General features: G+C 61.9%; 12 protein-coding genes. 9 read left to right on the top strand and 3 right to left on the bottom strand.

The features are described 5' to 3' along the window. Window positions 1-5: 5 nt before the first annotated feature. Genes tssK through tagH form a run of 3 tightly spaced genes read right to left on the bottom strand, consistent with a single transcriptional unit; the run spans window position 6 to window position 3250 of the window. Window positions 6-1340 carry a type VI secretion system baseplate subunit TssK gene (gene tssK / locus QF043_RS29440; protein WP_138450366.1) on the bottom strand — a complete coding sequence of 445 codons (1335 nt, stop codon included), beginning with the start codon at window positions 1338-1340 and terminating at the stop codon, window positions 6-8. Window positions 1341-1358: 18 nt separating this feature from the next. Further along, a complete protein-coding gene (tssJ, locus tag QF043_RS29435; protein ID WP_305456646.1) occupies window positions 1359-1868 on the bottom strand; it encodes a type VI secretion system lipoprotein TssJ in 510 nt (169 codons plus the stop codon). A 56-nt stretch (window positions 1869-1924) separates the two neighbouring features. Further along, a complete protein-coding gene (tagH, locus tag QF043_RS29430) occupies window positions 1925-3250 on the bottom strand; it encodes a type VI secretion system-associated FHA domain protein TagH (RefSeq protein ID WP_307421158.1) in 1326 nt (441 codons plus the stop codon). Window positions 3251-3643: 393 nt separating this feature from the next. Here tagH and tssA point away from each other — a divergent pair, with 393 nt between their 5' ends. From tssA to QF043_RS29385, 9 genes are all read left to right on the top strand, one after another. Then, window positions 3644-4663 carry a type VI secretion system protein TssA gene (gene tssA / locus QF043_RS29425; protein ID WP_307421157.1) on the top strand — a complete coding sequence of 340 codons (1020 nt, stop codon included), beginning with the start codon at window positions 3644-3646 and terminating at the stop codon, window positions 4661-4663. 54 nt (window positions 4664-4717) lie between these two features. Further along, complete coding sequence (gene tssB, locus QF043_RS29420; protein WP_017135823.1) at window positions 4718-5224, top strand: type VI secretion system contractile sheath small subunit; 507 nt, start codon at window positions 4718-4720, stop codon at window positions 5222-5224. A gap of 2 nt (window positions 5225-5226) precedes the next feature. Beyond that, window positions 5227-6723, top strand: coding sequence for a type VI secretion system contractile sheath large subunit (tssC, locus tag QF043_RS29415; RefSeq protein ID WP_056860861.1), 1497 nt, complete (start codon window positions 5227-5229; stop codon window positions 6721-6723). Window positions 6724-6908: 185 nt separating this feature from the next. Continuing rightward, window positions 6909-7397, top strand: coding sequence for a type VI secretion system tube protein Hcp (locus tag QF043_RS29410; RefSeq protein WP_005792512.1), 489 nt, complete (start codon window positions 6909-6911; stop codon window positions 7395-7397). Between the two features lie 78 nt (window positions 7398-7475). Continuing rightward, window positions 7476-7991, top strand: coding sequence for a type VI secretion system baseplate subunit TssE (tssE, locus tag QF043_RS29405; protein WP_005792513.1), 516 nt, complete (start codon window positions 7476-7478; stop codon window positions 7989-7991). Beyond that, a complete protein-coding gene (gene tssF, locus QF043_RS29400) occupies window positions 7988-9847 on the top strand; it encodes a type VI secretion system baseplate subunit TssF (RefSeq protein ID WP_307421156.1) in 1860 nt (619 codons plus the stop codon). The genes tssE and tssF overlap by 4 nt, the downstream gene beginning before the upstream one ends. Then, complete coding sequence (gene tssG / locus QF043_RS29395) at window positions 9811-10854, top strand: type VI secretion system baseplate subunit TssG (RefSeq protein ID WP_307421155.1); 1044 nt, start codon at window positions 9811-9813, stop codon at window positions 10852-10854. The genes tssF and tssG overlap by 37 nt, the downstream gene beginning before the upstream one ends. Further along, window positions 10847-13504 carry a type VI secretion system ATPase TssH gene (gene tssH / locus QF043_RS29390; protein WP_307421154.1) on the top strand — a complete coding sequence of 886 codons (2658 nt, stop codon included), beginning with the start codon at window positions 10847-10849 and terminating at the stop codon, window positions 13502-13504. The genes tssG and tssH overlap by 8 nt, the downstream gene beginning before the upstream one ends. 187 nt (window positions 13505-13691) lie before the next feature. Next, on the top strand, window positions 13692-15632 hold the full coding sequence (locus tag QF043_RS29385) for a type VI secretion system Vgr family protein (protein ID WP_307421153.1): 1941 nt from the start codon (window positions 13692-13694) through the stop codon (window positions 15630-15632). Window positions 15633-15635: the final 3 nt, after the last annotated feature.

Here is a 15635-nt window from a genome sequence, read left to right as displayed (position 1 = left end):
GCGGATTATCCTCGGATCGCCCAGAAGGCCAGGTTCAAGCCCGGGAACTGCCCGGCGATATGGAAGGCAAACCCGCCGGAGTTGTTCAGTTGCTGCCAGTGCTCGCTGCCACGGTCCAGCTCGTAATAGGTGCTGCCTGCGTGGTATGGGATCTGGCGTGGCGCAACCGGCAATGGCAGCAGGCCGATACCTGGCAATTGCAGGTTGACCATGTCGCGGATGTGCTCCACCGAGCCGACTTTGCTCTGCTGGCCGAAGCGTGCGCGCAAGGTTTCGCCGGGCACGTCGGCGCGGACCACGAGGATGAAACTGGCGCTGTCGAGCAGGGTTTTGTCGGCGAGCATGGCCACGTGGATGCCGTAGGCTTTTTCCACAATAGGGATCGGCGTGGCTTTGCTGTCGATCAGCATCGACAAGGCTTCACGCAACGCTGCCATCACCGGGGCAAAGCTCAGGGCCAGGTCATCATGTTGGTATTGCGGGTATTCCTGCGGGCGCCGGCCCGTGGTGGAAAACGTGGCGAACTCTCCCGCCAGGCTGACCAGCTCGCTGAAAAACCGCTCAGGGTGCAGTGGGCTTAACTGGCTCAGATGCTGGATCAGCGGCTGCGCCCTGTTGACCAATTGCAGCAGCATGAAGTCGGCAATTTCCGAAGCACCACCCGCACCCGAGGCGACCACGCGGCCCGCCAGGGCTTCGCCGCGCTGGTGCAGCAGGCCGAGCAGTTCGCTGCGAAAGGCAGTCAGTGGTTTGCTCGCGGCCACGTCCAGCACCGGTGGGATGTAAGTGTCGTCGAGTACCAGTGCGCGGTCGGCGCGCTTTTCCTTGATGCGCACCAGGCCAATGGCGGCGTAGTCACTGATGCCATCCTGAGCGGTCAACAGGCGCAGCGCTCGGGAGCCCACGGCCACTGGTGCGCGGTTTTCAAACGGCGCGTTATCGTCGCGCACTTCGCGCACCTGGCTGACGTAGCGCGCCGCTTCCAGCGCTTCACCTTCATCCACCGTGTCTCGCGCACCGGCGCGCTTGAGCGGCAAGGCCAGGTACACCAGGCCGTCGCGCAGGTTGTCGTCGATATTCAGCGGGCTCGGCGCCAAGTCGTCCTGGGGAATATTGAACGGCGTGCCGTCAGGCAACAGGCCGCGCGCCGACACGATCGCCAGCTTGCCCTGGGCCAGCAGGCCCTGGTCAATAAGCAACTCGGAAAAGCCCCAGGCACCGGCGGACAACGGGCGGCTGCGCGCGTCGATGAGGTTTTCCAGGTAACGGTCATGCTGCTGGAAGTGCTGCGTTCCGATGAACATGCCTTCCGACCAGACCACGCGATTGTTCCAGGACATGGGGGCTCCGAGGGTTTCTTATTGGGCAGGGCTGGATGGGGGAACCACGACGTCGGCGCGTACGGCACGCACATCGAGGCTGATCTGATATTCGGTGTATTGGCGCGCCGGTACAGTGAGCACCGTGCGCCATTGCGCGCGGTCCAGCTCGCGATAGCCCACCAACAAGCCGATCTGGCGTGTGGAGGGGTCAAGGTCGCGCTGTATGCTCAGTTGCTGGCCGGGCTGGATCATCACTTCATCCTGGTCCAGCAGGTCCAGGCCAAGGGTGGATTGCGCGCGATCGGCCAAGGCAAAGTAGTCGGAGCGACTGAAGGTGGCGGCGTTTTTCAGTTCGAAAATGCGCACCCGTACCGGAGCGGCCTGGCCGTTGGCGCCGGGGTTTAGCCCGGCAATGGCGTGAAAGTGCAGCTCGACGGCGGCAGTGCCCGCCTCGGCTTCAGTGGCAGCCTCGGGTTTGACCGCGTCCTTGGCACACGCCGTCAGCATCAGCGCGGTGGCGGCTGCGAGTAAAAACCTGGGAATCATCCTGCGTCCTCAATGACGTACTTAGCTATCCGTTTTATCCATTATTGCGGCGCGTTTTAGCGTCGCTGTCGTGCGCTGTGTTCTTCGTATGCCCGGCCGAATTCGCGACCGAACAGGTCCTGGAAATCTTCCTGGGCCTCACGGGAAATATTGCTGTAGAGCTCGGTGAATTGCTGCCAGTACTGCGCCTGGCGCGAACCGTTGAACAGGCTCGACAGCCCGGCGGGCTTGCCCATGCGCTCTTCCAGCTGTGCCGGTTCAAAACGCGTGAGCAGGTGTTTGATCGCCGCTTCCACACCGGCCATCACCGCCAGTTGATGGGCGCGCAGGTCGTCGAAACTGTCGCGCACGGCGACGTCCGGCGCCATAAACGCTTGGTTGCCATGACGAAGCAGCAGCAGTAAGGCTTCGTCAGCATTCGGCGCAAATTTCAACGGGTTGTTTTCTGCCGGCTGGATCATCGTCTGCTGCATGCGGAACTCGCCCTTGAGGCTGGCACGGGCACGCAACACGTCGATCAGGCCTTCGACCATCAGGCGGTAGCTGCGGCCGATGCTTTCCATTTGTGCTTCGGCTTGAGCCTTGTCGAGACGCAATTGGTCCAGCCCGGCGCCGCGCAGGAAAGCCTGGAGCAGGTCGGGCTGCGAGGAAATGTCCGGGGCGGCCGGCTGCATGATTGGCGCGAGGGGCGGTTCAACGGGTGCAACCGGCTGGGGAGTTGCTACGACTGGCGCTGGCGTGTCGCCAAACAAGTCCCAATCTTCGGGAATCACCGAGCCTGACACTGCGGGCTTTTCGACCACAGGCACCGCGACCGGCGTTGGCGGACGAAAATCGTGCTGCTCGCTGGGTACGTGGTCCGCCACGGTTGGCGGCGGCACGGTGGTCGGAGTGAGGAAGTCGAACAGGTCCGGCAGCGTGTCCATCGAGGAGGCGCCCTGGAACTGCGGCGCGATCACAGGCGCAGATACAGGTGCAGGCTTCGCCACCGCGCCCATCAGCGCTTCAAAACTGTTCGGCGAATCGCCGCTGAACGGCTGGCTATCAAGCGCCTGCACGTTGAAGTCGATACGCGCCTGGATCTCGTAATCGCCGATGCGGATCAACTCGCCATCTTGCAGCGGCTCGCTGTTCCCTCTACGCATTCGGATGCCGGCGTTAACCAGCTCCACTCCGTTGGTGCTGTTATCGGTCAGATAGTAACGGCCATCTTTGTATTGAATAACGCAATGTTGCGAGGAGACTAACCGCTCTGGATCAGGCAATACCCAGTCATTGTCGGAATTGCGGCCAATAGCCATCACGCCCTGATCCATGGACTTTTCAGAGCATTGCCCAGGGGTAATCTTGTGATAACTAGTGATAGTCAAACACAGCGACATCTTGCCTCCTTGCTGATACATCGCGCGCGGTCTATTCCAAGGGAGGGCGTTTCCCGTAAACGCCCTGCCAAGTCGTGCAACCGACCGTAAAATCTGCTTTTGTCAGCATGATCGCTGATCTTAACCGGCTTCTGTGACAAAAATCCTGTCTTGGGCCGCCGTCAGACCCGTCAGTCGCGCAGTGTGTTAAACACCGCACATCTGTCACAGAGGGCGAGTAGCTTACCTTGACAACGCGTAACTACTACACCAAAAATGCACAACTTCTTGAACATAAGTGATGGCACCATAGTGGCACACTGAGTATATGACCAAGAAAACATGCAAAGTTCATAGCGTAACTAATGCATGCATTGCCCGCCGTCTAACGGGCTGATAAGGAGATCGAATCAAGTGGATGTGCCGTTGCTGCTCGCCGCCGTTTCCGCGACTTCGCCCTGTGGTGAAGACCTGGAATATGACGCGCAATTCCTTCAACTGGAACGTGACGCCAAGGGCCAACCCGAGCGCAGCATGGGCGACTCGATCCTGCCCGCCGAACCACCGCAATGGCGCAGCATCCAGCAGCAAAGCCTCGACTTGTTGCAACGCAGCAAAGACCTGCGCATCACCCATTTCCTGTTGCAAAGCTCCCTCGCCCTCCAGGGTGTGGCCGGGCTTGCCGAAGTCCTTACGTTGATCAACGCGCTGCTGCGCGAATACTGGGCCGACCTGTACCCGCGCCTGGATGCCGACGACGATAACGACCCCACCGTGCGCATCAACGCCCTGTCCGGCTTGACCAGCGACGCGACCATTCGCCTGCTGCGCGAGAGCATCCTTACGCGCTCGCGCACGTTCGGGCCGGTGAGCCTGCGCGCGGCGCTCAACGCGAGCGGCCTGTCGAACTTCCCGGATGAGCAACTCGGCGCGCAGCAACTCAATGCCGCGTTCCTCGACAGCGACGCCGAACAACTGCACGCCACGCGCGACGCCTTGAGTGCCGCGCGTGCCGCCTGCGAGGCCATCGAACAACAGGTCAGCGACCAGGTCGGCTCGGCCCAGGGCGTAGACCTGGGCCTGTTGAAGCAACCGCTCAAGCAGGCGCTGCAGATCCTCAATCAAGCCGTACCCGACCCTGCAGGCAGCAGCGAACCCGAGGCCGTCAGTGAAGACAATGCCCCCTCGGTCGATTTCGCCGCCGCCCCCGCAGCACCGCGCCCTACGGGCGACATCGCCACCCGCGATGACGTGCTGCGCAGCCTCGACAAGATTCTTGCGTACTACACCCGGCACGAGCCTTCGAGCCCGCTGCCGGTGTTGTTGAACCGGGCGAAGCATCTGGTGCACGCCGACTTTGCGGCCATCGTGCGCAATCTGATCCCCGACGGCATGTCCCAATTTGAAAACCTGCGCGGCCCGGAAAGCGAGTAAGCCACCGGACTGTGCAGTAACAACACCGTCGCTCAAGCGACCAGGAGCAGCAACGTGGCGAAGCAAAGTTCTCAGAAATTCATCGCGCGCAACCGTGCGCCTCGAGTGCAGATCGAGTACGACGTCGAGCTTTACGGCGCCGAGAAAAAGGTCCAGCTGCCCTTCGTGATGGGCGTGATGGCCGACCTCGCCGGCAAGCCTGCCGAGCCGCTGGCACCTGTGGCTGATCGCAAGTTCCTTGAGGTAGACGTCGACAACTTCGACTCGCGCCTCAAGGCCATGCAGCCACGCGTAGCCTTCCACGTACCGAATGAGTTGACCGGCGAAGGCAACCTGAGCCTGGACATCACCTTCGAAAGCATGGACGACTTCAGCCCGGCCGCCGTAGCCCGCAAGGTCGATTCCCTCAAGCAACTGCTCGAAGCCCGCACCCAGTTGGCCAACCTGCTGACCTACATGGACGGCAAGACCGGCGCTGAAGAAATCATCATGAAGGCGATCAAGGACCCGGCACTGCTTCAGGCACTTGCCAGCGCGCCTAAGCCAGCAGGGGATCAGTAATCATGACCGACAATACCGCCCGCGAAGGCAGCCAGATCCTGGGTGCTACCGAAGAAGCCAGCGAGTTCGCCAACCTGCTGCTGCAAGAGTTCAAACCCAAGACCGAGCGTGCCCGCGAAGCCGTGGAAACCGCCGTGCGCACCCTGGCCGAACAGGCTCTGGCGCAGACGGACCTGGTTTCCAATGACGCGATCAAGTCGATTGAATCGATTATCGCGGCCATCGACGCCAAGCTCACCGCACAGGTCAACCAGATCATCCACCACCCGGATTTCCAGCAGCTGGAAAGCGCCTGGCGTGGCCTGCACTACCTGGTCAACAACACCGAGAGCGACGAGCAGCTGAAGATTCGCGTGCTCAATATCGCCAAACCTGAACTGCACAAGACCCTGAAGAAATTCAAGGGCACGGCGTGGGACCAGAGCCCGCTCTTCAAGAAGATGTACGAAGAAGAATACGGCCAGTTCGGCGGCGAACCGTACGGTTGCCTGGTGGGCGACTACTACTTCGACCAGTCGCCTCCGGATGTCGAGTTGCTGGGCGAGTTGTCGAAAGTCTGCGCCGCCATGCACGCACCATTCATCGCGGCTGCTTCGCCGACCGTGATGGGCATGGGCTCGTGGCAGGAACTGTCGAACCCGCGCGACCTGACCAAGATCTTCACCACGCCGGAATACGCCGGCTGGCGCTCACTGCGTGAATCGGAAGACTCGCGCTACATCGGTCTGACCATGCCGCGCTTCCTGGCGCGCCTGCCGTATGGCGCCAAGACCGACCCGGTGGAAGCCTTCGCTTTCGAAGAAAACACCGACGGCGCCGACAGCTCCAAGTACACCTGGGCCAACGCCGCTTACGCGATGGCGGTGAACATCAACCGTTCGTTCAAACACTACGGCTGGTGCTCGCGCATCCGTGGCGTGGAGTCCGGCGGTGAAGTGGAAAACCTCCCGGCCCACACGTTCCCTACCGATGACGGTGGCGTGGACATGAAGTGCCCGACCGAAATCGCCATCAGCGACCGCCGTGAAGCGGAGCTGGCCAAAAACGGTTTCATGCCGCTGCTGCACAAGAAAAACACCGACTTCGCCGCGTTCATCGGCGCCCAGTCGTTGCAGAAACCGGCCGAATACGACGACCCGGACGCCACCGCCAACGCCAACCTGGCTGCGCGCCTGCCGTACCTGTTCGCCACCTGCCGCTTCGCCCATTACTTGAAGTGCATCGTGCGCGACAAGATCGGTTCCTTCAAAGAGAAGGACGAGATGCAGCGTTGGTTGCAGGACTGGATCCTCAACTACGTCGACGGCGACCCTGCACACTCCACCGAAACCACCAAGGCTCAGCACCCGTTGGCCGCCGCCGAAGTGATCGTGGAAGACGTCGAAGGCAACCCGGGTTACTACAACTCCAAGTTCTACCTGCGCCCGCACTACCAGCTCGAAGGGCTGACCGTGTCGTTGCGCCTGGTATCGAAACTGCCTTCGGCAAAAAGCGCGTAACTAACGGTTGGACCGGCTCTTCTGTGGGAGCCGGGCTTGTGTGGGAGCGGGCTTGCTCGCGAATACGGTGGGTCAGTCGAAACATCTTAGGCTGGTACACCGCTTTCGCGAGCAAGCCCGCTCCCACACAAGCGGGTTCCCACACAAACCAAATTCAGTGGCCCCGTGCCACACAGGGAGAAAACATGGCTGTTGATATTTTCATCAAGATCGGCGACATCAAGGGCGAGTCCATGGACAAGGCCCACAAGGACGAAATCGACGTGCTGAACTGGAGCTGGGGCATGGCCCAGTCCGGCAACATGCATGTGGGCGGCGGCGGCGGCGCGGGCAAGGTGAATATCCAGGACCTGTCGCTGACCAAGTACGTCGACAAGGCTTCGCCTAACCTGATGATGCACTGCGCCAGCGGCAAGCACATCGACAAGGTCAAGCTGACCGTGCGCAAGGCCGGCGGCGAAAGCCAGGTCGAGTACATGGTGATCAACCTGGAAGAAGTGCTGGTCACGTCCCTGAGCACCGGCGGCTCGGGCACCGATGATCGCCTGACCGAAAACGTCACCCTGAACTTCGCCCAGGTGATGGTCGACTACCAGCCGCAGAAAGCCGACGGCACCAAAGACGGCGGCGCGATCAAGTTTGGCTGGAACATCCGTTCCAACACCAAGCGCTGATAGCCCTGGCGGCCGCAGCACCTCGCTGCGGCCCCTGGCACCTTGTCCCTCTCTTAGCCCGTCCGTGGAGCTGCTTTGGTGGTAACTGAAATCGCTTCCCGCGACCGTCTGCAACCGTCCCTGCTGGACCGGTTGACCGACGACGACCCGACCAACCCCAAGGAAAGCGCCGATAAACGCGTGCTGTCCCTGACCCAATTGAAAGCCTCGGTGCTGCGCGACCTGGCGTGGCTGCTTAACACCACGTCGCTCCTCGACGCCGATGCCACGTTGCACACCCCGGCTGGCACATCGGTGGTCAATTACGGCCTGCCGGCGCTGGCGGGCAATAGTGTTTCCAGTGTGGATATCAAAGCCCTGGAAGCCCTGATCTACCAAGCCATCGCGACTTTTGAACCGCGTATTTTGCGCCACACGCTGCGCGTCAAAGCCCGCGTGGGCCATGGCGAGATGAACCACAACGCATTGAGTTTCGAGATCGAAGGCGACCTGTGGGCGCAGCCGGTGCCGTTGCGCCTGCTGCTGCAAACCGACCTCGATCTGGAATCCGGGCATGTGCGTGTCGTCAATGCCGACCAGCGGAGGCGCCCATGAACCCGCGCCTGCTGGAGCTGTACAACCAGGAACTGCACCACGTGCGCGAAAGCGCCGCCGAGTTCGCCAAGGAATACCCGAAGATCGCCAGTCGGCTGACCCTGTCCGGCATGGACTGCGCCGACCCGTACGTAGAACGCTTGCTCGAAGGCTTTGCCTACCTCACGGCCCGGGTGCAGCTCAAGCTCGACGCCGAGTACCCGACCTTCACCCATAACCTGCTGGAAATCGCCTACCCGCACTACCTCGCGCCCACGCCGTCGATGACCGTGGTGCAATTGCAGACCGCCCCTGACGAAGGCTCGCTGGCCAGCGGTTTCCCGCTGCCACGCGACACCGTGTTGCGCGCCGCACTGGGCCGCGAAACCCAGACCTGCTGCGAGTACCGCACCGCGCACCCGGTGACGCTGTGGCCGTTGCAGGTCAGTGGCGCCGAGTACTTCGGCAACCCCGCTGCCGTGCTGGGTCGCCTGGCGGCCAGCGAACCCAAAGCCAAAGCCGGCCTGCGCCTGACTCTGCGCACCGGCGCCGAATTACCCTTCAACAGCCTCGACCTCGATAGCCTGCCGCTGTACCTCAGTGGCGCCGATGAGCAGCCGTTCCGCCTTTACGAACAACTGCTGGGCAATGCCTGTGCGGTGTTCGCCCGCAAGCCGGGCGGTGATTGGGTCGAGCGCCTGCCGCAAGACGCGCTGCGCTCCCGGGGTTTTGATGACGCCGATGCGGCCATGCCGGTGGTGGCCCGCGCGTTTCAGGGCTACCGGCTATTGCAGGAATACTTCGCCCTGCCCCACCGTTTCCTGTTCGTCGAATTCGCGCAGCTGAGCCGTGCGGTCAAACGCTGCGACGGCCAGGAGCTGGAGCTGATCGTGCTGTTCGACCGTCACGAGCCGAGCCTGGAAGGCAGCGTCGGCGCGGCGCAGTTCATGCCGTTCTGCACGCCGGCGATCAACTTGTTTCCCAAACGCGTCGACCGTATCCACCTGTCGGACCGTGTCAACGAACACCATGTGATCGCTGACCGCACGCGGCCGATGGATTTCGAGATTCACTCACTGAGCGGCATCACCGGCCATGGCACTGGGCCGGAGCAGCCGTTCCTGCCGTTCTATGCGGTGCGCGATCCATCCCGCTACGGCCGCGATCAGGCTTACTACACGCTGCGCCGCGAGCCTCGCGTGTTGTCCAGTGACCAACGCCGTAACGGCCCGCGCTCCACCTATGTGGGCAGCGAAACCTTTGTCAGCCTGGTCGACAGTCAGCAAGCGCCCTACCGTCATGACCTGCGCCAGCTCGGCGTGACCGCGCTGTGTACCAATCGCGATCTGCCGCTGTTCATGAGCGTGGGCAACGGCAAGACCGACTTCACCCTGGCCGACAGCGCGCCGGTGTTGTCTGTGCGCTGCGTCGCCGGGCCAAGTCGTCCGCGTGCCAGCCATGCCCATGACGCCAAAGCGTGGCGCCTGATCAGTCAGCTGTCGCTCAACTACCTGTCGCTAAGCGAACAAGGCCAGGGCGCGGGCGCCTTGCGTGAACTGCTGCGCCTGTACGGCGACAGCAATGACGCGGCCCTGCAGTTGCAGATCGAAGGCTTGCGCGAAGTCAGCAGCAAAGCCGTGACCCGGCGCCTGCCGATGCCCGGCCCGATCGTGTTTGGGCGCGGCCTGGAAATCACCCTGGAATTCGATGAAAACGCGTTTCGCGGCACCGGCGTGTTCCTGCTTGGCGCAGTGCTGGAACGCTTCCTGGCACGTTATGTGTCGATCAACAGTTTTACCGAGACGGTGATCCGTACCACCGAACGCGGCGAGATCATGCGATGGAAAGCCAAGCCCGGTCGACGTCCGACCCTGTGAACACACTGGATGCGATGCATCAGGAACCCTGGGAATACGATTTCTTCCAGGCGTTGCGGCGTATCGAGTGCGAATCGCCCGAGCTGCCGCGCCTGGGCCATTCCCTGCGCCTGGCCGATGACCCGCTGCGCCTCGGGCAACAAGCCGATTGCACCTTCGCACCGGCCACATTGGCCTCGGTCGACCCCGGCGGCGATGGCAAACCGGCGCGGCTGGAGCAGTTCTTTTTCGGCCTCGGCGGCCCCAACGGCCCCTTGCCGCTGCATATCACCGAGTACGTGCGCGAACGCCAGCGCAACAACGCCGACAGCACCAGCAAACAGTTTTTGGATGTGTTCCATCATCGCCTGCTCAGCCTGTTTTACCGAGCCTGGGCCGAGGCGCGGCCGACCGTCAGCCACGACCGCCCGGATGATGACTACTGGTCCGCGCGCCTTGCGGCGCTGAGTGGTCGCGGCATGCCGAGCCTGCTGAATCAGGGGTTGATTCCGGATACCGCGAAGCTGCACTACAGCGGCCACCTGTCGGCGCAAACCCGCTACCCGGACGGCTTGAGGGCCATTCTCAGCGAGTACTTCGGCCTGCCGGTAGCCATCGAAGAATACGTCGGCCAATGGCTGGAACTGCCGGAGCGCAGCCGCGTGAGTGTCAGCGCCAACCAGCTGGGCGTGGACTTTTGCCTGGGCAGCCATGTGTGGGATCGCCAGCATAAATTCCGCATCCGCCTCGGCCCGCTCAAGCTGGACGATTACATGGGCATGCTGCCCGGCAGCCAGCCGTTCAACGAGCTGGTGGCGTGGGTGGCCGAGTACCTGGGCCATGAACTGGACTGGGACTTGAACCTGGTTTTGCAACAACCCGAAGTCCCAAAGCTGCAACTCAATGGCCAATTCCGTCTGGGCTTCAACACCTGGCTCGGCCAACCCGAGCATGACGCCAACGACCTAATCCTGGCACGGCATTACGCCGATCACGCCACCACCTCAAGGAATCCAGAGCATGGGTGAAATCAGTCGCGCCGCACTGTTCGGCAAACTCAACAGCGTGGCCTACAAGGCCATCGAAGCCGCCACCGTGTTCTGCAAATTGCGGGGCAACCCGTATGTGGAACTGGCCCACTGGTTTCACCAGTTGCTGCAACTGCAGGATTCGGACCTGCACCGCATCATCCGTCAGTTCAATGTGGAGCCGGCACGCCTGGCCCGTGACCTGACCGAAGCGCTGGACCGCCTGCCGCGTGGTTCGACGTCGATCACCGACTTGTCGTCGCATGTGGAAGAGGCCGTAGAGCGCGGATGGGTCTACGGCAGCCTGATGTTCGGCGAAAGCCAAGTGCGTACCGGCTACCTGGTGTTGGGCATTCTGAAGACGCCGAGCCTGCGCCATGCGCTGCTGGGCTTGTCATCTGAGTTCGACAAGATCAAGGCCGAGGCCCTGAGCGAGCGGTTTGACGAATACGTCGGCGACTCGCCGGAGAATGCGCTGAGTGCCAGCGATGGCTTCAGTGCCGGTGCCGTACCGGGCGAAGCCAGCGGTGCCATGGCGCCGAGTGCGATGGGCAAGCAGGAGGCGCTCAAGCGCTTTACCGTCGACCTGACCGAACAGGCGCGCAGCGGCAAACTCGACCCGATCGTGGGGCGTGATGAAGAGATCCGCCAACTGGTGGACATCCTGATGCGTCGGCGCCAGAACAACCCGATCCTCACCGGTGAAGCGGGTGTGGGCAAGACCGCCGTGGTTGAAGGGTTCGCCCTGCGCATCGTCGCCGGTGACGTGCCGCCTGCGCTCAAGGATGTGGAACTGCGCAGCCTCGACGTGGGCCTGCTGCAAGCCGGCGCCAGCATGAAGGGCGAGTTCGAACAGCGCCTGCGCCAGGTTATCGAAGACGTGCAGGCCTCGCCCAAGCCGATCATTCTGTTTATCGACGAAGCTCACACCCTGGTAGGTGCCGGTGGCGCCGCCGGGACTGGCGATGCCGCCAACCTGCTCAAGCCTGCACTGGCCCGTGGCACCTTGCGTACCGTAGCCGCCACGACCTGGGCCGAGTACAAAAAACACATCGAGAAAGACCCGGCCCTGACCCGCCGTTTCCAAGTGGTGCAGGTGGCCGAGCCGTCGGAAGACAAAGCGCTGCTGATGATGCGCGGCGTGGCCTCGACCATGGAAAAACACCATCAGGTGCAGATCCTCGACGAAGCGCTGGAAGCCTCGGTGAAGCTGTCGCACCGCTACATCCCCGCGCGACAGTTGCCGGACAAATCCGTCAGTTTGCTCGATACCGCCTGTGCGCGCGTCGCCATCAGCCTGCATGCCGTGCCGGCCGAAGTGGACGACAGCCGCCGTCGCATCGAAGCGCTGGAAACCGAGCTGCAAATCATCGCCCGTGAGCATGCCATCGGCATTGCCATTGGTGCGCGTCAAACCCATAGCGAAGCCTTGCTGAGCGCCGAGCGCGAACGCCTGGCAACTCTGGAAAGCCGCTGGGCCGAAGAAAAAACCCTGGTTGATGAGCTATTGGCCACTCGCGCGACCTTGCGCGAAAAGGCGGGCGTGGTAGACAGCGGCAACGATGAGTTGCGCGCCCAACTGGTCGACCTGCAACAACGCCTCACCGCCCTGCAAGGCGAAACCCCGCTGATCCTGCCGACCGTGGATTACCAGGCCGTGGCCTCGGTGGTCGCCGACTGGACCGGCATCCCGGTGGGCCGCATGGCACGCAACGAGCTGGAGACGGTGCTCAACCTCGACCAGCATCTGAAAAAACGCATCATCGGCCAGGACCATGCCTTGCAGATGATCGCCAAGCGCATCCAGACCTCCCGCGCCGGGCTCGATAACCCAAGCAAGCCGATTGGCGTGTTCATGCTCGCCGGCACCTCGGGTGTGGGCAAGACCGAAACCGCCCTGGCCCTGGCCGAAGCCATGTACGGCGGTGAGCAGAACGTCATCACCATCAACATGAGCGAGTTCCAGGAAGCCCACACCGTGTCCACACTCAAGGGCGCGCCGCCGGGTTATATCGGCTACGGCGAAGGCGGCGTGCTGACCGAAGCGGTACGGCGCAAACCCTACAGCGTGGTGCTGCTGGACGAGGTGGAAAAAGCCCACCCGGACGTGCACGAAATCTTCTTCCAGGTGTTCGACAAGGGCGTGATGGAGGACGGCGAAGGCCGGGTAATCGACTTCAAGAACACCCTGATCCTGCTGACCACCAACGCCGGCACTGAACTGATTTCCCAGGTGTGCAAAGACCCGGCGAACATCCCCGAGCCGGAAGAAATCGCCAAGGCCCTGCGCCAACCGCTGCTGGAGATTTTCCCGCCGGCTCTGCTGGGCCGTTTGGTGACGATTCCGTATTACCCGTTGAGCGATGAGATGCTCAAGGCGATCACCCGCTTGCAGCTCAATCGCATCAAAAAGCGCGTGGAGAACACCCACAAAGTCGCCTTCGATTACGACGACGCGGTGGTCGATTTGATCGTCTCGCGCTGCACCGAAACCGAAAGCGGCGGGCGCATGATCGACACCATCCTGACCAACAGCCTGCTGCCGGACATGAGCCGTGAATTCCTCACGCGCATGCTCGAAGGCAAGGCGCTGGCGGGTGTGCGTATCAGCAGCCGGGATAATGAATTGCACTACGACTTCAGCGATTGACCTGACGAAACGCAATTCAAATGTGGGAGCTGGCTTGTGTGGGAGCCGGGCTTGCCCGCGATGCAGGCACCTCGGTGTGTCAGGCACACTGAGGTGATGCTATCGCAGGCAAGCCAGCTCCCACCCAAGCCAGCTCCCACAGCTGGATTCGGTTTCTTCAGTTATTCAGGTATTTACGGGACTACCGATGCTATTCAACCAAGCCTCACGCCTGGCCAAGATCACCAGCCCTCTGGGGCCGGATGTGCTGCTGCTCAATGAAATGGGCGGCGGCGAAGAGCTGGGCAGGCTGTTCAACTATGAGCTGCGACTGACCTCGCTGGACGCCAATATCGACCTTAACCAGTTGCTGGGCAAGCCGATGAGTGTCGGCGTGCAGTTGGCGGACGGTGGTGAGCGACACTTCCACGGTATCGTCGCGCGTTGCAGCCAGAATATCGACCAGGGCCAGTTCGCCAGTTATCAGGTGACCCTGCGCCCATGGTTCTGGCTGCTCAGCCGCACCTCGGACTGCCGGATTTTCCAGAACCTGAGCATCCCGCAGATCATCAAGCAGGTGTTTCGCGACCTGGGTTTTTCCGACTTCGAAGACGCGCTGAGCCGCCCGTATCGCGAGTGGGAATACTGCGTGCAATACCGCGAGACCAGCTTCGATTTCGTCAGCCGCTTGATGGAACAGGAAGGTATTTACTACTTCTTCCGCCATGAGCAGGACCGTCATGTGCTGGTGCTGGCCGATGCCTATGGCGCCCACACCACGGTGCCGGGCTACGCATCGATCCCGTACTACCCCAAGGACGAGCAGCAGCGCGAACGCGACCATATGCACAACTGGCACCTGGCGCAGGAAGTGCAGCCTGGGTCGCTGGAGCTTAACGACTACGACTTCCAGCGCCCCAGCGCCAGCATCGACGTACGTTCGGCCATGCCGCGCCCGCACACCGCCGGCGACTACCCGCTGTACGACTACCCTGGCACCTACGTGCAAAGCGCCGACGGCGAACACTATGCGCGCACCCGTATTGAAGCCCTGCAAACCCTGCATGAGCAGATCGAGTTCAGCGGTAATGCGCGGGGCCTGGGCTCGGGCCACTTGTTCAGCCTCACCGGTTTCAGCCGCCAGGACCAGAACCGCGAATACCTGATCGTCGGCTGCCGCTATGCCATCGTCCAGGAAAGCCTGGAAACCGGCGGCGGCTCAGGGTCGGCGCAGTTCGAAAGCAGCCTCACCTGTATTGACGCCCAGCAAAGCTTCCGCCCGCTGGCCAGCACCTATCGGCCCATCGTCAAAGGCCCGCAGACTGCGTTGGTGGTTGGCCCAAAAGGTGAGGAAATCTGGACCGACCAGTACGGCCGCGTGAAGGTGCACTTCTACTGGGACCGTCATGATCAATCCAACGAAAACAGCTCGTGCTGGATTCGTGTGTCGCAGTCCTGGGCCGGTAAAAACTGGGGTTCGATGCAAATCCCACGGATCGGCCAGGAAGTGATCGTGAGCTTTCTGGAAGGCGACCCGGACCGACCGATCATCACCGGCCGCGTCTACAACGCCGAACAGACCGTGCCTTACGACCTGCCGGAAAACGCCACCCAGAGCGGCATGAAAAGCCGTTCCAGCAAAGGCGGCACGCCAGCCAACTTCAATGAAATCCGCATGGAGGACAAGAAGGGCCTGGAGCAGTTGTATATCCACGCCGAGCGCAATCAGGACATCGTGGTGGAGGTGGATGAAAGCCACTCGGTGGGGCATGACCGAAATAAGAGCATTGGGCATAACGAGACGGTGACGATTGGTAATAACCGCCTGCGCATCGTCAAGCAGGAGGACATCCTCTCGGTGGGCCAAAGGAAGACCGACAGCATCAGCCAGAGCTACGTGATCGAGGTGGGCGAGAACCTGCGGCTGGTCTGCGGCGAAAGCATCCTGGAGTTGAATGCCAGCGGGCAGATAAACCTCACGGGTGTGAACATCAGCTTCTATGCCAGCGGCGATGCCGAGTTTAATACCGGCGGCCTTCTGCACCTGAACAACGGCGGCGGCGCCGGCGCCACACCCGATGGTCAAGGCCAGAAAGCCAGCATCGATGCCAACATCAAAGCCGCGTTCCCCGCGCCTAAAAGCTCCTGACGA

The sequence above is a fragment of the Pseudomonas sp. W3I7 genome (assembly GCF_030816095.1).
Taxonomy (GTDB): Bacteria; Pseudomonadota; Gammaproteobacteria; order Pseudomonadales; family Pseudomonadaceae; genus Aquipseudomonas; species Aquipseudomonas salomonii.
This window is presented reverse-complemented; position numbering and strand designations above follow the sequence as displayed.